This window comes from Shewanella baltica, assembly GCF_900456975.1.
Classification (GTDB): Bacteria; Pseudomonadota; Gammaproteobacteria; order Enterobacterales; family Shewanellaceae; genus Shewanella; species Shewanella baltica.
In genome coordinates, this window is the sequence record NZ_UGYM01000002.1 from 247,282 (window position 1) to 270,846 (window position 23,565).

Sequence of the window (23,565 nt, forward strand, 5' to 3'; positions counted from 1 at the left end):
GGCATAAAAAAGCCCAGCGCTTTGGCTGGGCTAATTGATGGAAACCTGTGGTTTCGCTCGGGCCTATACGTGGCTAACGAGCACCATACGGATCGCATCGAGTTGTAACTGGCTGGCATCCAGATAAGTGTTTAACTCTTGCATCTGATTGCGCAGGTATTCCAATTCTTCCTCACGGATATTGGGGTTCACCGCCTTGAGTGACTCTAAACGACTTAGCTCTGCGCTCAGTTGCTGAGTCATTTTCTCTCTGGCTTGGGCGACCATTTCATCCACAACCACTTGAGCATATTCCTCACCCTTAGCAAATAACGGATGCAGAATTGGCTGAGATGCGGTGACTAACTTGCCGCCAATGTGACGATTCACCGCGCTCAATTGCTTATCGAAACTGGCGTAATCCACTTTAGCCGACAGGTCGTTACCATTTTTATCCAGCAACACGCGAATGGGTGTCGGTGGTAAATAACGATACAACTGGCTCGACTTAGGTGCAGAAGCATCGGCCATGTAGATGAGTTCTAAGAATAAGGTACCTGCAGGCAGGGCTTTATTCTTCAGAATCGCGACGCTGGTGGTGCCGGTTTCTGAACCTGTGATCAGATCTAGCCCCGTTTGTACCAGTGGGTGCTCTTGGGTGATCAGCGCAATATCATCGCGAGATAACGCTGTGTCACGGTCGAAGGTCACAGTCACGCCATCTTCTGGCAAGCCAGGGTAGGTTGGGAACATCATGTGTTCGCTTGGACGCAGAATGATCGAGTTTTCACCCTTATCTTCTTGATCGACACCGATAATATCCCACAGACGGATCACTGAACCGATCAAATGGGTATCACCATCATTCTGGGCGAGGCGTTGGACGATAGCCATTGCCTTCTCGCCGCCGTGTGAGTTGATTTCCAGCAGTTTGTCGCGGCCTTGCTCCATGGCGTGCTTGAGTTCTTTATAACGGCTCTGGGTGTGATTGAGCAGGTTTGTCAGCTCGTCGCTGTCATCAACCACAAGCACGTTTAACAGATCTTCGGCAAATTCACTGTAAAGCACGTGGCCACTCGGACAAGTCAGTTCGAAGGCATTTAGCCCTTGGTGATACCACTGCATCAAACGTTCTTGGGCGGTGTCTTCAAGGTACGGCAAGTGAATTTGGATATCATTTTTCTGGCCGATACGATCTAAACGACCGATGCGCTGTTCCAATAGATCTGGGTTTAGCGGCAGATCGAACAGGACTAAGTGACTGGCAAACTGGAAGTTACGGCCTTCAGAACCAATTTCAGAACAGATCAGTGCCTGTGCGCCGCCTTCCTCTTGAGCAAAGTAAGCGCCGGCTTTATCGCGCTCGATAATCGACATGCCTTCGTGGAATACCGTCGCTTGAATCCCTTCGCGGGTGCGCAGGGCTTCTTCTAAGCTCAGGGCGGTTTCCGCTTGGCTGGCGATGATCAGCACTTTTTTGCTGCGGTGTGATTTTAAGAACTCAATTAACCAATCCACACGGGGATCAAACTTCCACCAACTGGCGCTGTTATCTTCAAATTCTTGATACAGTTTTTCAGGACTCAGGGCTTGCGCCGCTTTCGCCTCTAATGACTTGTGTCCGCCCATCATGCCGCTGACGCGTGCGGCAGTTTGATATTGATCTGGCATGGCGTGTGGGTAAGCGTTAAAGAAACGCTTAGGGAAGCCTTTTACCGAGGCACGACTGTTGCGGTACAAGACGCGGCCAGTACCGTGACGGTCGAGTAATTCTTGCAGTAATTCGCTGCGGGCGGCTTGCTGTACTTCAGCATCAATGCCGTCGGCTTGGATTAAACGAATACTTGGGCTGATGTCTTTCTCGCCCAGTAATTCGGTCAAGCTGTTGATGGCGGCGTCGGGTACTTTAGCGTTGCCAGCTAGCGCTTCAGCGGCAATGGCGACGTCTTTATAGCTGTCTTCTTCGGCTAGGAAGGCATCGTAATCGTAGAAACGATCCGGATCGAGCAGACGCAAACGGGCGAAGTGACTTTCATGGCCAAGTTGATCCGGCGTTGCGGTTAACAGTAAAACGCCTGGGATCACTTCGCTTAATGCCTCAACCACTTGATAGGCGCGGCTTGGCGCTTCTTCGGTCCATTCTAAGTGGTGAGCTTCGTCAACCACTAACAGATCCCAATCGGCATCTAGGGCTTGATCGAGACGTTTTTTCTTACGCAGTAATTCGAGTGAACAAATCACTAATTGTTCTGTGTAGAAAGGATTGTCGTGATCGGCATAGGCTTCCACGCAACGATCTTCATCAAATACTGAAAAACGCAGGTTAAAGCGGCGCAGCATTTCCACTAACCACTGATGGCGCAGAGTATCGGGCACGATAATCAGGATACGTTCGGCGCGGCCGGTCAGCAGTTGTTGGTGAATAATCAGACCCGCTTCAATGGTTTTACCTAAGCCCACTTCGTCGGCCAGCAGTACACGCGGTGCATAGCGACGACCGACTTCATGGGCAATCCACATTTGATGCGGAATAAGTCCAACGCGTGGACCTTGCAGACCAAGCAAATCCGATGAGGCCAGTTTGTGGCGCAACATTTGGCACTGATAACGCACACCAAAACGGTCGAGGCGATCGATTTGGCCGGCGAATAAACGGTCTTGGGGTTTATTGAAACGAATATTGTGGTTCAGCAGGGTTTCACGCAGGGTAACTTGCTCGCCTGTCTCACTGTGAATGCCGTGATAGATCACTATCCCGTCTTTCTCGGTCAACTCGCTGACCGCAAGGCTCCAGCCTTCATGGCTTTCAACCGAATCGCCGGGATTGTATATAACGCGTGTCAGAGGGGCTTCTGCTCGGGAGAACATGCGATTCTCACCCGTGGCAGGGAATAAAACAGTGACCATACGGCCTTCTACTTGAACCACAGTTCCTAAACCAAGCTCTGACTCGGTATCACTTATCCAACGTTGACCTAAGGCGAACGGCATCTTAAATTCTCATTTCTAGGCGGACTCTAACAAAGGGCGCGTATGTTATACCAATACTCGTGATATTTAAATCGCCCTCTCACCCGTTAGAGCCTAATTCCCAGAGTGCTAGATTACAAATTGTACAAGCGACAAAATTGTCGTGCCAGTACATGAAATTGTCACGCTAATGTCACATCCGCGGTTATACACTGCCTCGAGTCTGTATGGTAAACAATGGTTGCTGTATTGTTATCTCGTGAGTTTGGTGCCAATATCAACTTAAGGTTTAAGTGCGAGTAAAGTGCTATCAACTTGAACCTTATGATCATTCTTTGCCATATGCTTTGCCAGTAATAGGAGTTGGGTAACTTTTATTGAGACTCAAAAGTTTGTTTAAACTTTAATGAAGCACTCTGGAGGCGCCATGGAACAAGACGACAGAAAGTTGTTTGTACTGGATACCAATGTGTTACTACATGAACCTTTGGCGATCTATTCGTTTAAAGAGCACGATGTGGTCATTCCTATGACAGTGCTAGAAGAGTTGGACCAGATTAAAGATCGAAAGAGTGATGTGAGTCGGGATGCTAGAGTTGCCATCAGGGCATTGGAAGATACCCTAGGCGGTGAAACCACCCCAGAACAGATTATCAATGGTGTCCCTTTGCCCAGCCGAGAGGGTCATGCCGATGCGGTCGGTTCGCTCTCAATCTTCCCTGACCACCTTGTCGATTTTACCTTAGGCGCCCTGCCGGGAGATGGAAACGACAATCGCATTATTAACACCGCCCTACATCTGCAAAACCTGCATCAACCCCGTACCGTTGTTTTAGTCACCAAAGATATCAATATGCGCCTCAAAGCTAAGGGCGCGGGCATTCAATTGGTTGAAGATTATCGAACTGACCAGTTGATCGATGACATTCGCTTCCTCAGCAAAGGTTTTTACCAGTTCGAAGGTAATTTTTGGGAGCACTTGAATAAGGTCTCCACCGAGCGCCATGGTAGACACACAGTGCATGAAGTGCCGCTCAAAGATCTCGAAAATGATAAGTTTTACATCAACCAATACCTTATCGACACTGAGTCTGATTTTTGCGGTCGCGTTACCGAGCGCACTGACACCCATCTGCACATTTTAGATCTTGGTCGTGAGCGAGTGAAAAACCTCGAAGCGTGGGGCGTTAAACCTAAAAACGTCTATCAAGGTATGGCGCTGCAAGCATTGCTCGATCCCGATATCGATCTGGTGATCTTAACCGGCCCCGCCGGTTGCGGTAAAACCTTGCTCGCCATGGCGGCGGCGTTGGAACTTGTGGTCGAGCGTAATCGCTACGACAAAGTGATCGTTACCCGTAACACCCCAGAAATCGCCGAATCTATCGGCTTCTTGCCCGGCACCGAAGAGGAGAAGATGATGCCGTGGCTGGCCGCCATTACTGACACGCTCGAAGTGCTGCACAAGAATGATGTTAATCCCACGGGCAGCATGAACTACATCATGGAGAAGGCTAACATTCAGTTTAAGTCGATCAACTTTATGCGTGGGCGTTCGATCCAAAACTCCATCGTGCTACTGGATGAATGTCAAAACCTCACCGCATCGCAGATCAAAACCATGATCACCCGTATGGGCGAGGGCACAAAGCTGATTTGTTGCGGTAACTTAGCGCAAATCGACTCTAACTACTTAACCGCAGTAACCTCAGGTTTAACCTACATTGTTGAACGTTTTAAAGACTTTGAAGGCAGCGCCAACGTGTATCTCAATGGCGTGGTGCGTTCACGCTTAGCGGAATACGCCGAAGAGCATCTCTAAAGAGTGTCGGTTTAATTTAGAGTAATGACCAAGGCCTCAGATATTGAGGCCTTAGTTTTAGGGAGTAGTAGATTTTTAATCGACTTATCAGTGGTATGAGTAGCCTTTATCCAGCAATTATTTTATGTGATTGGTAGTTTCTTCCTGCTACTATATGGAGCTCATAGCTTTTGCCGCCGTTGGCTGAAATCAAGCGCTGCAATCAAGGGTAGTGGATGAAATCGAGTGAGCCGGATCTGCAACTAAAATCGCCGATCCAGAAGAACTACAACCGTGCCGTTTTTTATACGTACATTGGCGTTATCGTCATGTCTTTGTTGACCGCATGGATGTTTTTCGACCGCCAAAAAGCGCAGCAGATGGAACAGCGTGAAGAACAGGTTCAGCGCCATGTTCTGCAAATCGATTTGCTACTCGAGTCGAGCATTAGAGCGGTAAAAAGCTTACGTAACGTCGCCGTGGATCATTTGCGCTTAGGCGAACTCGTCCGTAAAGAACGTTTACCCCAATACGGTAAATTCAACGAAAGCGGCCAGTATTTTACCTTAGAACCTAGCTACGCCCAGAGCGGTGAGCCTTTTACTAACATGGGTAGGATCACTGGCGCAGGTTCCCTCGATGGCCGCAGCGACAAGTTCTATCAAGAGCTTGAGATGTTGTTTGAGCTGTCGCTGTCATTCCCCGTCGCCAAAGAAGCCGCGCCGAAAGCCTCGGCAATTTATTACCTGTCAAAACGTAGGATCATGTCCTATTTCCCTTGGTCTAATGACGATCAACGTTTTAGGGACGAATTACTCAACAAGAAACAGTTCCAATACGCCACCCCGGCAATGAACCCGCAGCGCAGTGTGTTTTGGAGCGAAGCCTATGTCGACTCCACGGGCAAAGGCTTATTGACCACTTTAGGTGTGCCCGTTTATTTGGACGATGAGTTCATTGGCTCAATTAACTTAGACATGACGCTTGCCTCGTTAGCACGGCAAATTCGGGTCTACTTTAAGATGCCGGGCACAGTGATTTTGCTCGACCAACAGAACAATATTTTATCCCACAGCGATTTTGATAGCTCAGACATCAATCGGGTTTATCACATCAGCCAACGTATTCCCTCTGAGCTGCATTCTTTGCCTGAGTCGGAATTGTTCGATGCCCACGATGGCATCATCCGCAACGGCTATTACATCCATTCGGTTGCCCTGCATAACGCGCCTTGGCGTTTACTGTATTTGCAGGATGAAGACGACCTATTCCAAGACTCGTGGGAAAAACTGCAGCTGACCTTTATTTTAGTGGTTATCGCCCTGTCTGTGTTGGTGACGATAGTGCATTGGCAGACGCGTCGATCTTTTGTGAGCCCTGCCTCGCGACTACTGTCGCACCTTGAGGGTTGCTCGCAAGAGCCGCGTAAGCCACCGGAGAAAATCACCCGCGGCTGGGAACCTTGGTTCTTGCTGGTGAGTCGGATTTTTGAGGAAAACAAACAATATACCCACCATTTAGCGGAGCAGAATAAGCGGCTCGATAAGCTAGTGGCGCGGCGTACTGAACGCTTAAAAGACACCACAGAGCGGCGTGAGCGCGAATATGCGTTACTGCGATCCCTGCTTGATTCGATTCCCGAGGCCATTGTCTTTAAAGATAAAGAAGGCAACTATTTAGGTTGTAACAAGGCGGCTGAACGCATGCTGGGTTACACAGAGAGCGAGATGATAGGTTTATCATCTGAGGATCTGACCTCGCCAGAAATGGGCATTCGTATCCGCGCCGAAGACGAACAAGTCTTAAAAGATCGCACGCCGCTGCGCTACCAAGAAAAGGTTGAGCTTGCGGGTAAACCTGTGTTGCTCGATACCCTTAAACTGCCTTTCTATAATCGCCGCGGCGAATTGCAGGGTCTGATTGCCGTGTGGCGTGATGTGACGCGCGAATACGAGTCCGCCGAACAATTGCGCCTGTCCGAAGAGCGTTATCACTTAGCTATGGATGCGGTGGAGGATGGCCTGTGGGATTGGTATTTAGACTCTGAACAGATCATTTGTAACCCAGCGTATTATTCTATGCTGGGTTATAAAACCAATGAATTCCCAGCTCTTGTGTCGACGATTGATGAATTATCCCATCCCGACGATCGGATTCGCGTTGAGGAATACCGTGCTCAATATTTAGCGGACCCTGTCGGCGCTTACGAAATCGAATTCCGTATGTTAGGTAAAAATGGCGGCTATCACTGGGTGTTATCCCGTGGCCGTGTGGTGGAGTTCACCGCCGAAGGTCAGCCTAAGCGTATGCTCGGTACCCATAAGGATATTACCCGCCATAAGAGTAACGAAGTGGCGCTTTTGGAAGCCAAGCAAGACGCCGAATTAGCTAACCTCTACAAGAGTGAATTCTTGGCCAACATGAGCCATGAGATCCGCACGCCGATGAATGCCATTATCGGTATGTTGCAGTTGGCACAGCGCACCTCGTTAACGGCGCAGCAGAAAGATTACCTCGAAAAAGCTGGTTTCTCGGCGCAATCGCTGCTGAGGATTATTAACGATATTCTCGACTTCTCTAAAATTGAGGCGGGTAAGTTGGAGCTTGAGCGGGTGCCATTCCCGCTGGATAAAGTGCTCGATCATGCCCTCGATCTCAATGCGCTCAAGGCACAGGAACAGGGCGTTGAGTTACTCTTGTATGCCCCAGTGACTGCGGGACTCATTCTTAAGGGCGATCCACTGCGTTTAGGCCAAGTGCTGATTAACTTGTTATCTAATGCGGTGAAATTTACCCAATCTGGCGAAATTGAGCTGGGTTGTGAAGATGTCGGCGAGCGCGATCATCGCATTACCTTGAAATTCTGGGTGCGCGATACCGGTATCGGCATAGGTAAAGATCAGCAGGATAAGTTGTTCGATGCCTTTGCCCAAGCCGACGGTTCAACCACCCGCAAATACGGTGGCACTGGCTTAGGTTTATCGATCAGCAAGCATCTGGTGTCTATGATGGGCGGTAAGATGCAAGTGCAGAGTGAGCTTGGGGTCGGCAGTACTTTTAGCTTTACCATCAGCTTTGAGATTGCCGAAGCCGCTAAGATTGAGCCTTTCGTCGTGCCCGAAAAACTCAATAGTTTACGCACCTTAGTCGTTGACGATAACCCGACTGCACTGCAAATTTATTCGACCTTGATGCGAGATTTCCACTTCGAAGTCGATACTGCCGCTAGCGGGGCCGAAGCGCTGTATAAACTGTCGCGGGCGCCAATCGATCTGTTATTGCTCGACTGGATGATGCCAGAAATGGACGGCAGTGATGTGGTCAGCGCCATAGATACTATGGTCGCAGAAGGCCGCTTAGCGAAACGGCCGGTGATTATTATGATGACGGCCTATGCAGCAGAGCCTTTGCAGCATGAAGTTGATAGTGCCAATGTGTTCGCCGTACTGCAAAAACCCTTCAAGGCATCGAGTCTGTTCGATGAGATCATTGCCGCCTTTGCCGATGAGCCGAGATTGAATGTGGTTCAGCCTATGGTTGAAGTCCAAGTTGAAGACGGCGAACACACAGGTTTAGTGCTGCTGGTGGAAGATAATTTTATCAATCAGCAAGTGGCGACTGAACTCCTTAAAAGTGCAGGCTATGAAGTGGTGCTGGCCGGCAATGGCCAAGTGGCGCTGGATACCATCGACTCGCGGCCGTTTGATGCTGTGTTAATGGATATTCAAATGCCAGTGATGGACGGGTTAACGGCTGCAAGGGCATTGCGTGAGCGTTTTAGTGCCGATGAACTGCCCATTATTGCCATGACAGCCCATGCCATGTCGGGCGACAGGGAGAAGAGTTTAGCGGCGGGGATGAATGCCCACATTACTAAACCCATAGTGCTCAACGAATTATTTGAAACATTAAATCACTGGATCAAACATAAGAATCAGCATCAGAATCGTTAATTTATTTGCTCGGGGCCAGTGATGGCCTCGCATTATTTACTTTTAAGCAATCGCTTGAGATAAGCAGTCATCAAAGATGCCAATGACTTATTAAGGTAAATAACGCAGCCAGCCGTATCAGGAGGAAAGATGAAACCCCAAAGTTTAGCCTTAGCCCTATCCATAGCGCTATTAGGATTTCCCACCGTTACCGTCGCAGCAGCCGCGCCTAGCGCCAAGATCATTAAGCAAAGCCAAGAGGCGAAAGGGTTTCTTAATCTCTATTACGAGGAGTCTCAGGGAGAGTTATACCTTGAGGTCAATCGCTTAAATCAGCCTTTTCTCTTGGTCACTAGTTTGCCGCAGGGCGTAGGTTCGAACGACATTGGTCTCGATCGCGGCCAACTGGGTCAGACCCGCATGGTGCAGTTTGAACGCCAAGGCCCCTATATTTTACTCAAGCAACTCAATACCCAATATCGTGCTAATACGACTGACGCTGCCGAGCAAAGAGCGGTTGCAGAAGCCTTTGCCGATTCTGTGTTATGGCAGGGCAAAGTGATAGAAGGCAAGCCCGATCTGGTGGCGATCAACGATCTGGTGCTCAATGATTTACACGGCGTATCTTCCGTATTGCAACAAACAGAGCAGGGCAATTATCGGCTGGATCTGAGCCGTTCTGTCATCCTACCCAAAGGGATAAAATCCTTTGAGAAAAATGCCGATGTGGATGTGCAACTCACCTTTAAAGGCGATGTCGCAGGCGCACAGGTCGCACAGGTAACCCCCGACGGCACCTTAATGTCGGTGCGGATGCGTTATTCCTTTGTTGAGCTTCCCGATACTGATTACCAGCCGCGGGCTTATCATCCTATGAGCGGCTATTTGTCAGATGAATATCAAGACTATGCGACGCCCTTTGACCAACCTTTAGTGCAGCGTTTTATCCTGCGCCACCGTTTACAGAAAGTGCATCCAGGCCCAGCGCCAAGTGAAGTCGTTAAACCTATTACTTATTATCTCGATCCCGGTGTGCCAGAGCCGATGCGTTCGGCCTTGCTCGATGGCGCGCGCTGGTGGGAGACGGCTTTTACTCGCGCCGGATTTATTAACGGCTTTAAAGTTGAGTTATTGCCGGTAGATGCCGATCCGCAGGATATTCGCTACAACATGATCCAATGGGTGCACAGGGCGACGCGGGGTTGGTCCTATGGCGCCGCACTGACCGATCCACGCACTGGTGAAATCATTAAGGGTCAAGTCACGCTCGGCAGCTTGCGTGTGCGTCAGGATTACTTGATTGCTAAAGGCTTAACCGCAGGCTGGCAGGATAGACTGGCGGCCGAGAAAGCGGCGACAGCCTTATCGCTGGCGCGTATTCGCCAACTGGCCGCCCATGAAGTCGGCCATACCTTAGGGCTAGATCATAACTTTGCCGCTTCGACAAATCAGGATGCCTCTGTGATGGATTATCCCCATCCGAAAATCCTGCTAAAGGGCAATGATATTGATATTTCAGCACCTTACACTACAGGTGTTGGCCCTTGGGATGATTTTGCTATCGCCTATGGTTATAGCGAACAAGGTGATGCCCGTACCCAACAAGCACTGCAAGTCGACTTACTGGCCGATGTGGCGAAACGTGGCTTACGTTATATCGGTGAGGCCGATTCTCGCCAAAAGGATGCGAGTCAGGCCTATGCCAGTTTGTGGGATAGTGGTGACGATCCGATCGAGCAACTAGGTAAGCTCGACAACATTCGCACTAAGGCGATTGCGGGTTTCTCTAGTGCGGCTTTGTTACCCAATGAGCCACTGGGCGAGCTAGCGGATGCCTTTGCGCCAATTTATTTGCTGACGCGTTATCAAATCGATGCGGTTGCTAAGTTTATTGGCGGCACTGACTATAACTATCAATCCATAGGTGAAGGCAGCCGCTGGAGCTATATTGCGCCGCAGTTGCAGTTAACAGGTTTAGACGCACTGCTTAAAACCTTAGATGCGGCGAGTTTAACTGTGCCGCAAATCTTGCTCGACAGTTTAGTGCCAAAGGCGGGGAATTATCATGCTACGCGGGAATCCTTCGACTCAGGTTTAGGCGCAATTAACGATCCTCTCGGTATGGCTGAAGTATTTAGCCGTCATACCGTGAGCTTGCTATTGATGCCTAAACGTTTGAATCGTGTCAGCCAAGCATCCATGGCGGATAGCGAGCAGTTATCGGTGACGACATTACTGGATAAGTTATTCGCGGCGACCTTGTATCAAGAGGACAAGCTTGGGCTGGTCGAAGGCGTGTGGATGCGAGTGAACGCTGTGGTGATTGATGAAGTGCTGGCAACGTTGCACGATCCTCAAACCTCACCAGAGGTGAGGGCTGCGATCAACGATCGCGCTCAGTTTGTGATTAAGCAATTGAAAGCGAAGTCGAATCGAGCGAATGCAAGTCTTGCGGCCCATTATACTTGGTTGCAACAGGGTCTGGCTGCGGGCTTAACCGATGCTAAGGTTAAGCTGATTTCTAAGCCATTGACCTTACCGCCGGGATCGCCGATTTAATCTGATGAATATAGGCGCCATTAGGCGCCTATTTCTTTTGGATTTTTCGGATAAAAGTGATCGGCTTTACGCTCTAGATGGGTAAAGCGGCGGGTGTTTTTGTAGGGTAGTTTCATAAAGCCCGACACGCCGTGGCCTTGGATTTTGCCGACATGATGCAAGATGCGATCTAGACTGGCGCGAAACGCCGCTTGCTTACGGGGGTTGAGCAGCTTCAAGTAACTGTGGATTTTCAAGTGATTCGGCAGTGCCTCAAAAATGATGCAGCCTGTGTGGTGAATTTGGTTGATGCGGGCTAATTCTTCCATGATCTCCAGCGGCAATTCGAGGTTTTCGTCGGGATCTTTACCGTCTTCAAAGTAAGAGTGTAACCGTGACTTATCTTCTAAGGTGGGCACATCACCGACTTCAAAGGGCAATTGCAGATCGGCGCTGGCAACAAACGGCTCGCTGATATCTGTTCGCTCGATATGCAGCGTGTCTTTGGCGTTAAAGAAACAGGCCTTAAACACCCCGATACGTTTAATTCCCCGCGCCAGATCTACCATATTGTTGACCGCAATAATTAAGGCACTTTTTTGTTTTGCATCGTAAATCGCAAGATTGGAGTCGATAAACACGCCGGTTTCTTGCCAGTGGATCGCGAGACCGCCCACGATTGGATATTGCGCTAACCGACCCACTGCGGCGATAAAACCTTTTTCGGTATCGCCCATGCCCGCGAGGAAGTTGCGGTAATATTTTTCGAGCTGAATATCATCCATCTTAGCGATAGGATCTTGGGCGTTATGTTCCTTCAAAAAGGACTTACGCGAGCTGTAGCTGACGGTTTCAACATCTTTGTCGCGGGATTGCACCCACACAGGAATTTCACCCTGTAACTCAGCTTTGGGCAGTTCTGGTAAATGCAGTCTGTGGCTGTGGCGCATACTTTTCAAAAAGTAATCGCCGGCAATGTTGCGCTGCTTAGGATCTGTGCTGAGCATGCCCTCTAAGGTACGGGCTAATTCCATTGGTAAGCCAATGCTGGTGGGCGAGATAACTTGTGCGCCGAAGCGGCTTGCTTGGCCTGAGGCAAGAGCATACAGAGTTGCAGCAACGCCTTGTTCGTCAAAGCGCGGGCTGGAGAGTGCCCCATTGAGTTGCTCTTCGCCGATAAAGTACACATCGCCCATGCGGGCGTTGGTATGTTGTTGATCGCTCGACATTAACGCCATCACATTGTCTTCGACGGGCTTGTTATATTCATCTCGCTGGGCAAACACCGCCGATCCCCAATCGATCAACGATAAGTGTTGCTGTTCAATGTCGTAAACCAGATTAGAAGGTTTGATATCGCCGTGCACTAAGGGCTTGCCCGTGCGCAGGTAATACAAGATATCGGCGAGTTGGCGGGCGATGCTCATGACCATAGCTGTGGGCAGGGCGCCCATACGGCGGCAAAGTTGGTCGAGATCTTCGCCTTTTGCCCGCTCCATCACGAGTATGCCTTGCTTGCCGACTCGCTCAAATTTGATCGCGCCCGGCACATTGGGATGCTTGAGTAAGGACAGCATAAAGGCTTCTTCTTCGAGCCTATCTTGAATATGTTGCGGCAGATTAATCCGCGAGAACTTAAACACATGGGCATCGCCCGCTTGATTGATACCCGCAAACACGAAACCGTAGGCGCCTTTGCCGACCAATTCAATATCGGTATAACCTAACTTGCTCAGCTGCTGTTTACAGAGGCGGATCCACGCCTTGTGTTTACGGGCATCATTGGCTTTGAGCAAGTAAATGGATTGCTCTTCAGAAATATAAAAATGCTGCAGCTGAGGTGTTTGCAAATTGTGCTCCTTGTTTTGTCCATTTAACCAGTAAGCGGGGGCGATAATCAAATAGCGGCTGGCTTTATTTTAGGATTCAGAGCGGCATTAGTGATCAGCGTCAGGCGAGGTTTACCTAACCGATCATTTCGTCACTGACTTTGACTTACATCAAGTTAAATCCTCGCGACTATAGGTAATCTTTGGGACATGAGATGGAATCAGTTTTTGTTAATTAACCTACAGACAAAGTGCAGCTAAGGAGGGCATATGCCCACCCAATATAAAGCCTTGTTGATCGAGCTATTGGAATATCCGCGTAAGCGAATTTTGCAGTCAATGGAAGTGACCCATTGCCCACATGCGGTATTTTTTAATGATAGCGACGAGCAATGTTTAACTTGTCATCAGGGCATGGAATGTATCTGGATGAACCAGAACGACGAGCTGGTGGCCGTGAACGAAAAATCGATTGCCGAGTTAAAACAGCAGTTGTTGATCGCCGTGGATTTTATTGACTCATCGTTAAGCCCGCACCATTTATCACGCCGTCAATGTCAATGTGATAACTGTGTTTGGCTGCGTAAAGTGCAAGCCACGTTAGATCAGTAAGTGAGTCTTTACATTGCTGAGTTTGTCGAATGGCAGGGAGCTTTGCATCCGCTTTAAAATGTCATTAGAGTAAGGACAACTTTAGCGAATAGAGATACACCCATGGAACCCGGTTTTTGGCATGAAAAGTGGCACCAGCAGCAAATAGGTTTTCATCAGCAAGACATCAATCCTTTCCTCGTTAAGTATTGGCAGAAGCTTGGATTACCCGCAGATACACAGGTTTTTGTGCCCTTATGCGGCAAGTCGCTAGACATGTGTTTCTTGGCCGAACAAGGGCATCAGGTCATAGGTTGTGAGTTGAATGAATTGGCGGTGCAGCAATTTTTCAGCGATATCCAACTCGAGATGACGCAAACGACCGTGGGTGAGCATCAGCATTATCACACTGAGCAGATCAGTTTGTATCAAGGTGATATTTTCACTTTACCTAAGGCTATCACTCAAGAAGTGACAGCATTTTATGATCGCGCTGCGTTGATCGCATGGCCAGAGTGCATGCGTGCACAATATGCCAAGCAGCTCGCGAGCTTGTTACCTAGTGGCAGTGTCGGCTTATTAGTGACCTTAGATTATCCGCAGGAAGCCTTAATTGGCCCTCCTTTCGCCGTATCCCCAACCTGGGTTGAACAGCATCTGAGTGATGACTTTGACATTGAAGTATTAGCCTCCCAAGATGTGTTGGCCGACAATCCCCGCTTTATTAAAAAAGCCGTGCCTTGGCTTAATGAAGCCGCCTATTTGTTGAAACGTAAGTAGGATTGAAACGTAAGTAGAATTGGCTCGAAAGTGGATCTGCAACCCCATTGAATTATTCGCGGCTTTCGAGCTTGGAGTTCAGTGGGGGCTTGTCATTAAAACATCATATCTAAAGTCTAAACTGGCAAGATTATTTAAGACGAAGTGACGCTCTAAACTGGCAAAACTATTTAAGACGAAGTGACGGATAGAAAGCTTTGTTGTCGCGGGACTTTTTGGATTGAGTTTGCTTTAGCTGGATTGAGTTTGCTTGAATCAGCGTGGTTTTAGCTTGTCGAAAGTGTGTTCGTTAGCGAGTTCCCCTTACCACCCTATTCGCGATTCAATTTACGCGACTTCGTAATAATTAGGCTCACGCTCTAATTGATTCTGGATGATCTGTACCGCCATTCTTGCACACTTGCCACATTGATCGGCAACACCTAAGCGCTTTTTCACGTCAGCAAGCGAGCTATCGCCCTGGCTTACTGCATTTTTAATTTGCGTATCGGTGATCGCATGGCAAAGACAAACGTACATATATTAGTCTCCAAAGGAATTGCGCTAATTCTAAATGAAAACGCTTATCAAATGCAATCATGATTTTTGAGTGATTTTCATACATTAACGTTTTTGTTACATGGCGCACGTTTTATCGTCTATGCTAGATGTGTTTTAGCATTACACTGCTAGGCAGTTTTAGAAGTAGGTTCAGGAATATAGAGTCAGGGTGATGATGCCTCACGGATGGATAACTCATGGATGAATAACGAAGAATTAATCAAAGATCCATAAGGTTTCATGAGAACTAATCTACCAGTTACACAGCGAGAATATGATTATCCAGCGGATTGGATTTTATTGTCGACCACGGATACTCAAAGTCATATTACCTACGCCAACCAATCCTTTTGTACCGTTGCCGGTTTTGAACTCGATGCCATGTTAGGTAAGCCCCACAACATGGTGCGTCATCCAGATATGCCTCCCCATGCGTTTGAAGATATGTGGCGCTGCATCAAAAAAGGTGAGCCTTGGAAAGGGATAGTGAAAAATCGCTGTGCCAATGGCGATCACTATTGGGTTGATGCCTATGTCTCCCCGATTTCAGTTAATGGCAAAGTCGTCGAGTTTCAATCTGTGCGCACTAAACCTACCCGCGAGCAGGTTAAACGTGCAGAAACGGCTTATGCAGAGCTGAACAAAAAGGGCAGTGTCAGTGCGTTAAAACGTACAGTGAGCATGCCCGCCAAATTGCTATTACTAGCCCTACTTGCCATGCTGCCGATGCTTTACCTTGCTCTGCAAATTGGCTTAATGGGCTTTATTGCCCTAGCGATAAGCATCCTAGTATTGCTGGTGGGCGGTAATCTGGTGCTGAGTCGTTATTACGCGATAGTGGCTAAGGCAAAGCATATCTACGATAACCCCTTGATGGCGCATATTTACAGTGGAAGCTCTGATGATCTTGGCTCGATTGATTTGGCGCTCCAAATGCAGACCTCTGAGCTTAAGTCGATTCTGGGGCGTGCATCGGATTCCTGTTATAACGTGTCTGAACAGGCCAAAATATCTGCCGCCAAGGGTAAACAAATTCAGAGTACCAGTCAGGCTCAATTATCTGAAATAGAACAAGTTGCTACGGCGATGCAGGAGATGACCGCCACATTAGGCGATATGTCTTCCAATTGTGCCGATGCCGCCAGTGCCACGCAAATGGCATCAGCTGAAACCATCAATGGTGATAAAACCGTGTCGAGCACCATTAGCTCGATTCAAGCTATGGCGGAGCAACTGCAACAAACGTCGAAGGTTATTACTGAGTTAGAAGCCCACAGTAAAGATATCGGCACTGTGCTAGATGTCATTCAGAGTATTGCGGGTCAAACGAATCTACTGGCATTAAATGCCGCGATTGAAGCGGCGCGTGCGGGTGAGCAAGGCCGTGGTTTTGCTGTTGTTGCTGACGAGGTTAGGGCATTGGCGCAACGTACCCACGATGCCACCAAGGAAATCCAAAGCATGATTAACCTGTTGCAGCAGGGGACCAATAAAGCTGTGGTCAGCATGCAGCAAGGCGTGGTTGCCGCTTCCCAATGCATTTCAACGGCGGATTTAGCGGGTACGGCATTGCGTACGATTCGTGAGGCCATTTCGACCATTACCGATATGACACACCATATTGCCAGCGCGGTTGAAGAACAATCGAGTGTGGCAAATGAGATGAATCGCAGCGTGGTGAATGTGTCGCAATTTACCCATTCTAGCCATCAACTTGGCAGTGAAATGGTCGGCTTGAACGATGAAGTGACTCGCGAGATGGATTCTCACTCAGTCTTGGTTGATCAATTCTTAAAGCGCAGCTTTAGGGTGTAATCACCTAAAACTTAAGATAAAAAGGCAATAGTCTGACTATTGCCTTTGCTTTTTCTGCTCCCTGACTCAATTTCAATTCTCTAACTTCATTTCTGCTCTTGGCATCAATTCCTGAGCGCTAACTCAATAGCCCTTACTAAAGTCGATTCGATTCTGCAGTGGCTCACCGCTAATGTAGCGGCGATAGTTTTGGCTAAAAATCTCGACGATTTGTGCGGGATGGCTTGGCGCAGAAATATGCGGCGTAATGATGGCATTTTCCCGCTCCCAAATGGGATGGCTATTGGGCAAAGGTTCTTGAGCAAAAACATCGAGAATCGCTTGTTGGGCAGGTTTAGCGATAAGCTGGACATTAAGCGCATCGAGATCGAGTGCATCACCGCGGCCGACGTTAAACAGCACTGCATCATCTTTTAGTCTGCCTAAGGTTTCAGCGTTAAGCAGGTTCTGGGTTGCCGGAGTGCTGGGCAGTAAATTGACCACCACATCGGTTTGCATCAACGTCTGGGCTAAATTGGTCATCGCTTCAATAGCATCAAAACCTTCAACGGTATTACCACTACGATTGATCCCTGTGACATGCATGCCAAAGTGTTTTGCCGTCTGCGCTAGATGCTGGGCAATTGAGCCAGTACCAAGTAAGAGCAATCGCATTCCTTGTAAACTTGTGTGACGTATGGGAGGTTGAACTTGCCACTGTTTTTGCTGTTGCTGCTGGCGATAAAAGCCATGGCCACGGATATGCGCGAGTAAGTAACTGAACACAAACTCACTCATCAACGGGCCGAAAATGCCTTTAATATTGGTGAGTTGATAGTCTTTTCTGCCCCTTGGGCTCATCAGAGCATCTATGCCTGCAAAGCTTGATTGTAACCATTGCAGATTTTTAGCATGGGGTAATAGGGGCGCGGCGAGTTTAGGTTCGGCTAACCAAATATCCGCTTCAATTATGCCCGCTGGATTATCGTCGAGTATCTCTAAATCAGGGAGTTCCTGCGCCTCAATCAAATCGCGATACTGTTGATTTGCCTTCGTTAGCAAGAGTAACTTGTGCCCCATGGCGTCTCCCTTTATGCTTGGTTATTGTTATTTTTCAATGTGCTGTCGCGGCCACGTCGAGGGATTGTGCAGCATCTTTTTAGGTTGAGTCATTATGGATCAGTTAGTCGCCCTTATTGCCCAGTTGGGTAACATGCTTCGCCCTTGGGCTTTTGATATTGCTACCGCTATGGTGGTGTGTCTTATTTTGGTTTTTTCAGCGGATGTCAATCGTATCCTAAGGCGTCATTTGTTGGGGCATTCTTTTGTGCTGCGAACATTTGTTTTTATTATTGTGAATGCCTTTGGCTATGGCCTATTGATCGTGAAAGCCACACCTTGGGTGGCAAGACACATAGTGGCTATGCCATCCCATTGGATGTTTCTGTTAATTGTGGCCATGTTTATTTTTATCGGCTATTGGGCTCAGCGAAATAGCCAAGCTTAATATCGATATCAAGGCTGTCGTTATTCAAAGTAACCACAGTAATCGGCCGTGGCCACTTGATCTAAGGCTTGCATGGCACGGTCGGGATAATTGCTGAACACGCCATCGACGCCCATCTGCTTAAGTGCATGAATATCGTCGCTATGATCGACCGTATAAACATAAACCTTAGCGCCTCTGTTGTGGGCGTCATCCACTAAGGCTTGGCTGATAAAGCTGAGATCTAAGTGCAGCGAGTAAGCATTTAGCTCACTGACAACCGCGGCATTATCAAGTGGAATACTGGCCAGCAGCGGCGCGACTAAAGCCTCGGGCAAAGCTTGTTTAAGTTCGCGCAGATAGGGGTGATTAAAGGAGGAGATCAGTAACTGCTCCTGGGTAAACTCAAGCTGACTCAAGGCCTTTGGATATAAATCGATTAACGGCGTGACGGTATTAATGCCTTTTAATTCAATATTGACTATGCAGCGCCCCGCAATCAGCTCAAGTACCTGCCATAAGGTTGGTATGGGTTCGCCTTTCACATTGATGCTCGCCAGATAATCCTTACTCACTAAATGGATCACGCCAGAGCCCGAGCTTTTATTATCAAGCCTTCGGTCGTGGAACACGACTAACTCACCTTCGACATTATGCACATCGAGCTCGACGGCCTGAGCCCCTAATTCTAACGCCTTAGCCATGGCGGCTAAGGTATTTTCGGCCTGATAACCGCTGGCGCCGCGGTGAGCAAAAATAAGCATGTTCTGCGATCCTATTAGCTTCTAATAATGCCTTGTTGCTCTCGACTTTGACCATTCTTAATATGGATTTCCATCTGCGGATAGGCGAGTTCGAGATTGTTTTCTTTGAGTTTTTTAGTCACTCGTTTATGTAAATCATGGCGCAGTGGCCAACGTGCCGACATATCTTTCGCATAGGCGCGCACTTCATAATCTTGGGTGTGTTTACCAAAGCCTGCAAACCAGACTTCAGGTTCTGGGCTGGCAAGTGCATCTTCACACTCTTGCACCGCTTGGTACAGGGTCGCTTCAACTTTGGCAGGGTCTGAATCCCGCGCCACCGACACATAAACAATGACCCGCGTAATAGGATCTGACAAAGACCAGTTGATCAACTGCTCTGTGATAAAGGCCTTGTTCGGGATGATGATTTCTTTTCTATCCCTGACCCGTCCTAAATAGCGTTGACACTTTTCAAACTCATTTTGGAGAGTGTAATGACTTCAACAATTAAACGAACTCAACGTGATTATTCCCTCGCTTTTAAATTGGCCGTTGTCGACCAAGTGGAAAAAGGCGAGCTGACTTATAAGCAGGCCCAAGACAAGTACGGTATTCAAGGTTGTTCCACCGTGTTAGTTTGGCTTCGCAAACATGGAAAACTGGATTGGTCCCAAGGAACACCATCTACATCAATGCGAGGACATTTAATGACTGAGCCCACCACACTCACTCCCGAGCAAAAGATAAAAGCACTCGAAGCCGAACTTGAAGATACCCGCATGAAAGCCGCGTTCTTCGAAGCCATTGTCGAAAAACTTAGAACTGACTACGGGATTTCTGTCGTAAAAAAGCCACGAGCGAAACGCTCCAGGAAAAAACGGCCATAGGTTATCGCGTCACCCAATGCTGTCGCTACCTCGGGATTAGCCGTCAGGCGTATTATCAGCAATGTCAGCGGCAAAAAGTATCAGAGCAGAGGGAGCAACACGTGTTGCAAACGGTGCAATATGAACGGTTATTTCAACCACGAATAGGTACACGCAAGTTGCAGTATTTACTGAATAAATCACATCAAATAGTGATTGGGCGAGACCGGTTATTTAGCAGCCTCAGAGCGCATCGTTTGTTGGTCGCACCTAAACGGGCGTACCACAAAACGACTCACAGTCATCATCGATTTAGGTGTCATCCCAACTTGCTTAAGCCCAGTGAGCAACAAGTGGACATCACTCGCTCAGAGCAAGTCTGGGTGGCTGATATTACCTATCTGCCACTGCAAAATAATGAAGCCTACTTAAGCCTGGTGACCGATGCCTGGTCACGAAAAATCGTGGGCTATCATGTTGATGATAATCTCAAAACAGATGGTGTGCTAACAGCGTACAAACAGGCACTGAGGCAGCGGCAAGACAAAGATAAACCGCTGATACACCACTCAGATCGAGGAATACAATACTGCTCAAACGCTTATCAAGCGGTTCACACACATCATGGTGTGACATGCTCAATGACAGACGGATATGACTGCTATCAAAATGCATTAGCAGAACGCGTAAATGGCATATTGAAGCAGGAGTTTTTAACACATAAGCCAGCAACGCTGCAGGAGGCGCGACAGATGGTGGCAGAAGCGGTCGCCATATATAATCAACGACGGCCACATTTGGCCTTAAAATATAAAACGCCCGATGAGGTTCATCAGGCGTTTTAGGTAGAAATAAGTGTCAACTTATTTCAGGACGAGACACCCAATCGATAATCGTTGTCGCCCGAATTTGAATTTTACTCACGGTTCCCGTTAAATCGCGAATCGTCACTGTGTCGCCAATCCGCACTGGCTTTTCAAACAAAATGATCAAACCCGAAATAAAGTTGGCGAAAATCTCTTGTAAACCAAAACCTAAACCGAGCGACAGTGCGGCAATCAGCCATTGCAACTTAGACCATTCCATCCCGAGATTAGAGAAGCCGATTAATAGTCCGAGGAAAACCACTAGATAACGACTGACGGTTGTGATCGCAAACCCTGTGCCGGGGGAGAGATCGAGCCTTTGCAGGATCATTAGCTCAAGTAGGCCGGGGAGATTGGTAGCAATCATCAGCGAGAAACCGACCACTATCAGCCCAAACATCAAGGACTTCATGGTAATGGGCAACTGTTGTTCTAGGCCATTAACGCTGGTATTGGTCGTCCACAGCGTAATGCCATCGAGGAAAGAAAACAGCGCCGTGTGGGTTTGAGTCCACAGACCAATCAAGCTGGCTAAAAAGGCCAATAACAACAGCGAACGCACTAGGCCGAGGGATTGGCTCGAAATGGTTTCCAGATCGACCACGGGTTCTTCGTAGGTATCGAGTCCATCGGCGGAGAGATGATGGGTTTCACCTTTTTCCCTTTGTGCTAAGCGTTCGGCACGTTTTGCCTTAGCGCGATCGAAGGCGATACGACGACGTTCAATCAACATCCAGCGTTTGATCAGTTGGTATAACAGCAAGAAACCGAGACCAAGTACGATCGACAATTGCAGTTGTAACAGCATTTGGAAAGCGGTGAAGTAGTAACCCCTAAAGGCTAATCCGGCACTCAACAAAGGTACAGAAATCAGCAAGGTCCAGAGGATCTTCTGAATGAGTTTTTTGTTTTTACCGTCTTTCTTGGCATCCGAGTTTTTACGGCTAAGAATTAAGATGTCTTTGTATAACAAGAATAAAACGATACAGAAAACAATAAAGGCACCACGGCCTATGCTGTTGCGCACCAGTGAGGTGTCGAGCACTTCGGTAAAGCCCATCAAGCCCAATAATGGACTGGCGACCAGCACAAAGTGTCTGAGTCGTGATTGTCCGGCTTGAATGAGTTTCGAGGGACGTTTGAAATGGCCCACAAGTACGCCTTTGTCGAGCGTCAGAATAAAGATGAAGCGATACAAGAGGTAAACTAAACCAATCGCCAGTATGCCCATGCCCACTGCTTGCACAAAGTTGCGATCGGATTGATAAAAAATCAATCCCGCCATGATCACTGGGAAGGGTTTTATCAAGGCATAACTGACACTGCAGGCGAGTGCCTTGAGGGTGTAAATGAATTTATCTTGGGTCACATTGCCCACATAAGTGGTGTAATGATTTAGCAAGCGATTGAATTTAGGCGTGATTAAGTCCTGTACGACTAAACACAATACCAGCAATATGATCCACCAAGACCAATAATCGTTTTGCTCTTCCCACGCTTTACCCAGCTCATCCCACTGCGCTTGCTGCACTAGCCAAACCGCGCTGCGTTCAAGGTCGGTTAACCATAACTTACTGATACTGGCAGCATTAGGCACCCAGAATAAATGCTCGTTTAGGGTGTTTTTAAGGGTGAGATGTTGCTGACTCAGTTGTTGATAGTTGACCTTCAACTTGCCTAATTCACTCAAGTATTGGTCATAGCTTTGCATCAACTGCGAGATCAAACTTTGCTGGGAGTGCAGTAGCTTAATCTGCTGCTCATTGTATAAGCCGGGCTGTTCTAACTCTTGATCATTGAGGGCTTGTTGCTGCTCTAAATGGTATCTGTCTAAGCGCGCATCGGCGATCAGGGTTTGCAGTTTTTCGTGGTTTGGCGGCTTAGGTAGCGATTGCAACATCTGCAAAAAGCGCTCACCAAAGGCGGAGTTCATTTTGACCCAAGTGATCTGTTCTTGGATGTTCGCCAACTGTTTGGCTTGGGATTGATATTGAGTTTCCGACTGCTCTTGTTGCTCGACCACATTGTTGATCTGCAAGGTTAAGGTTTGCAGTTTTTGGCCATAAATCTGGTTAGTGTCGGCAATGTTGCGGGTAATAGGATCGACGACTTTGCCCGTGTTGACTAAGTTTTTGGCTAAAGTGGCATCGGTTTGTTGCTGACGTTGTTTATTGATCGCCTTGTTGATGGTTTCAATCAAGGCTTCTTGCTGCACCAGTTGTTGCCGTACTAGCTGTAATTGTAATTGCGTCAGTTCAATGCGTTTTTGGCTGCTGGCGAGTTCAGCCTCATTGGTCGCAAGGCTTTGTTCAAAGAAGAGTCGTTGAGTTTGTTGTAACTCACCCGTTGGGGTATCAAGTGGGGCGAGTTCAGCCTTTTTGTTTTGGGCGACACTCTGCCTCGCGCTGGCGATCACAGTAGGTAAGTCGTTGTGGCGCTGTAATAAATCGTTTACTTGTCGGCCAAGGGTAGATTCGCTTTCTTTAAGCTCAGACAAACGAATATAGGCCATAGAAGCTTGCTGGCTGAGGTCTGTGCCTTTTTCCAGTGATAGAGGTTTATAGGCTTCTTTCAGCGCTTGGTTGGTGCGCTTCTTGTGTTGTTCAAAATCGATCTGCGCCTGTTGGAAACTGGTCGCACTGGCGGCGAGCTTCTCTATGTTAATTTTTAGGTCGTTAATTTGTTCATCAATGCTGAGATTTTGTTGCTGATCTTGCTTGTTCATGCCAAGACGTTTGTCCAACTGCAAAGGCGAATTGGCTAGGACGGAAAATGAGAAAAAAGCAATAACGAACAATAAAATACGTGGCATATGGGCTAAAGACATTTAGGGGCGAAAGACGCTCC

13 protein-coding genes and 2 pseudogenes are annotated in these 23,565 nt (G+C 48.1%); 8 read left to right on the plus strand and 7 right to left on the minus strand.

Annotated elements, in window-relative coordinates:
* Positions 1–63: 63 nt before the first annotated feature.
* Positions 64–2,970: an RNA polymerase-associated protein RapA gene (rapA, locus tag DYH48_RS01145; RefSeq protein ID WP_115333829.1), complete on the minus strand. Its 2,907-nt coding sequence runs from the start codon at positions 2,968–2,970 to the stop codon at positions 64–66.
* A gap of 406 nt (positions 2,971–3,376) precedes the next feature.
* Between rapA and DYH48_RS01150 the strand changes: the two genes are divergently transcribed.
* The 3 genes from DYH48_RS01150 (at position 3,377) to DYH48_RS01160 (ending at position 11,241) form a co-directional block, all read left to right on the plus strand.
* Positions 3,377–4,771 carry a PhoH family protein gene (locus DYH48_RS01150; RefSeq protein ID WP_006080025.1) on the plus strand — a complete coding sequence of 465 codons (1,395 nt, stop codon included), beginning with the start codon at positions 3,377–3,379 and terminating at the stop codon, positions 4,769–4,771.
* Between the two features lie 215 nt (positions 4,772–4,986).
* A complete protein-coding gene (locus DYH48_RS01155; protein WP_012090267.1) occupies positions 4,987–8,703 on the plus strand; it encodes a response regulator in 3,717 nt (1,238 codons plus the stop codon).
* 129 nt (positions 8,704–8,832) lie between these two features.
* Positions 8,833–11,241, plus strand: a complete 2,409-nt coding sequence (locus tag DYH48_RS01160) for a zinc-dependent metalloprotease (protein ID WP_115333830.1) — start codon at positions 8,833–8,835, stop codon at positions 11,239–11,241.
* A gap of 20 nt (positions 11,242–11,261) precedes the next feature.
* On the opposite strand, the gene DYH48_RS01165 is transcribed toward DYH48_RS01160, so the two are convergent.
* Positions 11,262–13,070 (minus strand): protein kinase domain-containing protein, encoded by a 1,809-nt coding sequence (locus DYH48_RS01165; RefSeq protein ID WP_115333831.1) that lies wholly within the window; start codon positions 13,068–13,070, stop codon positions 11,262–11,264.
* A gap of 249 nt (positions 13,071–13,319) precedes the next feature.
* On the opposite strand from DYH48_RS01165, the gene DYH48_RS01170 reads away from it, so the two are divergent.
* A complete protein-coding gene (locus DYH48_RS01170) occupies positions 13,320–13,661 on the plus strand; it encodes a hypothetical protein (protein ID WP_106651699.1) in 342 nt (113 codons plus the stop codon).
* Between the two features lie 102 nt (positions 13,662–13,763).
* Entirely contained in the window at positions 13,764–14,420 is a 657-nt protein-coding gene (locus DYH48_RS01175) for a thiopurine S-methyltransferase (RefSeq protein ID WP_115333832.1), read from the plus strand.
* Between the two features lie 327 nt (positions 14,421–14,747).
* On the opposite strand, the gene DYH48_RS01180 is transcribed toward DYH48_RS01175, so the two are convergent.
* Positions 14,748–14,939 carry a bacterioferritin-associated ferredoxin gene (locus tag DYH48_RS01180; RefSeq protein WP_006080031.1) on the minus strand — a complete coding sequence of 64 codons (192 nt, stop codon included), beginning with the start codon at positions 14,937–14,939 and terminating at the stop codon, positions 14,748–14,750.
* 261 nt (positions 14,940–15,200) lie between these two features.
* On the opposite strand from DYH48_RS01180, the gene DYH48_RS01185 reads away from it, so the two are divergent.
* A complete protein-coding gene (locus DYH48_RS01185; RefSeq protein ID WP_115333833.1) occupies positions 15,201–16,775 on the plus strand; it encodes a methyl-accepting chemotaxis protein in 1,575 nt (524 codons plus the stop codon).
* Positions 16,776–16,898: 123 nt separating this feature from the next.
* Here the strand turns inward: DYH48_RS01185 and DYH48_RS01190 are convergent, their stop codons facing one another.
* Positions 16,899–17,834: a D-2-hydroxyacid dehydrogenase gene (locus DYH48_RS01190; RefSeq protein ID WP_115333834.1), complete on the minus strand. Its 936-nt coding sequence runs from the start codon at positions 17,832–17,834 to the stop codon at positions 16,899–16,901.
* A gap of 94 nt (positions 17,835–17,928) precedes the next feature.
* On the opposite strand from DYH48_RS01190, the gene DYH48_RS01195 reads away from it, so the two are divergent.
* Positions 17,929–18,261 (plus strand): DUF3392 domain-containing protein, encoded by a 333-nt coding sequence (locus DYH48_RS01195; RefSeq protein ID WP_006080036.1) that lies wholly within the window; start codon positions 17,929–17,931, stop codon positions 18,259–18,261.
* A gap of 20 nt (positions 18,262–18,281) precedes the next feature.
* Here DYH48_RS01195 and DYH48_RS01200 read toward each other — a convergent pair whose 3' ends face one another.
* Positions 18,282–19,004, minus strand: coding sequence for a glycerophosphodiester phosphodiesterase (locus tag DYH48_RS01200; protein WP_115333835.1), 723 nt, complete (start codon positions 19,002–19,004; stop codon positions 18,282–18,284).
* A 14-nt stretch (positions 19,005–19,018) separates the two neighbouring features.
* Positions 19,019–19,426, minus strand: a pseudogene (locus DYH48_RS01205) (mechanosensitive ion channel family protein); the annotation flags it as partial.
* Positions 19,427–19,480: 54 nt separating this feature from the next.
* Here DYH48_RS01205 and DYH48_RS01210 point away from each other — a divergent pair.
* A protein-coding gene (locus tag DYH48_RS01210; protein WP_086014843.1) for an IS3 family transposase occupies positions 19,481–20,697 on the plus strand; the annotation gives its coding sequence in 2 pieces (ribosomal slippage) (positions 19,481–19,829 and positions 19,829–20,697; 1,218 coding nt in all).
* Positions 20,698–20,716: 19 nt separating this feature from the next.
* Here the strand turns inward: DYH48_RS01210 and DYH48_RS01215 are convergent.
* Positions 20,717–23,530: pseudogene (locus DYH48_RS01215) on the minus strand (mechanosensitive ion channel domain-containing protein); the annotation flags it as partial.
* Positions 23,531–23,565: the final 35 nt, after the last annotated feature.

What these genes read in the sequence shown, in the direction of transcription:
- rapA (WP_115333829.1), bottom strand. Translation starts at nt 2,970, where the DNA reads ATGCCGTTCGCCTTAGGTCAACGTTGGATAAGTGATACCGAGTCAGAG.
- DYH48_RS01150 (WP_006080025.1), top strand. Translation starts at nt 3,377, where the DNA reads ATGGAACAAGACGACAGAAAGTTGTTTGTACTGGATACCAATGTGTTA.
- DYH48_RS01155 (WP_012090267.1), top strand. Translation starts at nt 4,987, where the DNA reads ATGAAATCGAGTGAGCCGGATCTGCAACTAAAATCGCCGATCCAGAAG.
- DYH48_RS01160 (WP_115333830.1), top strand. Translation starts at nt 8,833, where the DNA reads ATGAAACCCCAAAGTTTAGCCTTAGCCCTATCCATAGCGCTATTAGGA.
- DYH48_RS01170 (WP_106651699.1), top strand. Translation starts at nt 13,320, where the DNA reads ATGCCCACCCAATATAAAGCCTTGTTGATCGAGCTATTGGAATATCCG.
- DYH48_RS01175 (WP_115333832.1), top strand. Translation starts at nt 13,764, where the DNA reads ATGGAACCCGGTTTTTGGCATGAAAAGTGGCACCAGCAGCAAATAGGT.
- DYH48_RS01180 (WP_006080031.1), bottom strand. Translation starts at nt 14,939, where the DNA reads ATGTACGTTTGTCTTTGCCATGCGATCACCGATACGCAAATTAAAAAT.
- DYH48_RS01185 (WP_115333833.1), top strand. Translation starts at nt 15,201, where the DNA reads ATGAGAACTAATCTACCAGTTACACAGCGAGAATATGATTATCCAGCG.
- DYH48_RS01190 (WP_115333834.1), bottom strand. Translation starts at nt 17,834, where the DNA reads ATGGGGCACAAGTTACTCTTGCTAACGAAGGCAAATCAACAGTATCGC.
- DYH48_RS01195 (WP_006080036.1), top strand. Translation starts at nt 17,929, where the DNA reads ATGGATCAGTTAGTCGCCCTTATTGCCCAGTTGGGTAACATGCTTCGC.
- DYH48_RS01200 (WP_115333835.1), bottom strand. Translation starts at nt 19,004, where the DNA reads ATGCTTATTTTTGCTCACCGCGGCGCCAGCGGTTATCAGGCCGAAAAT.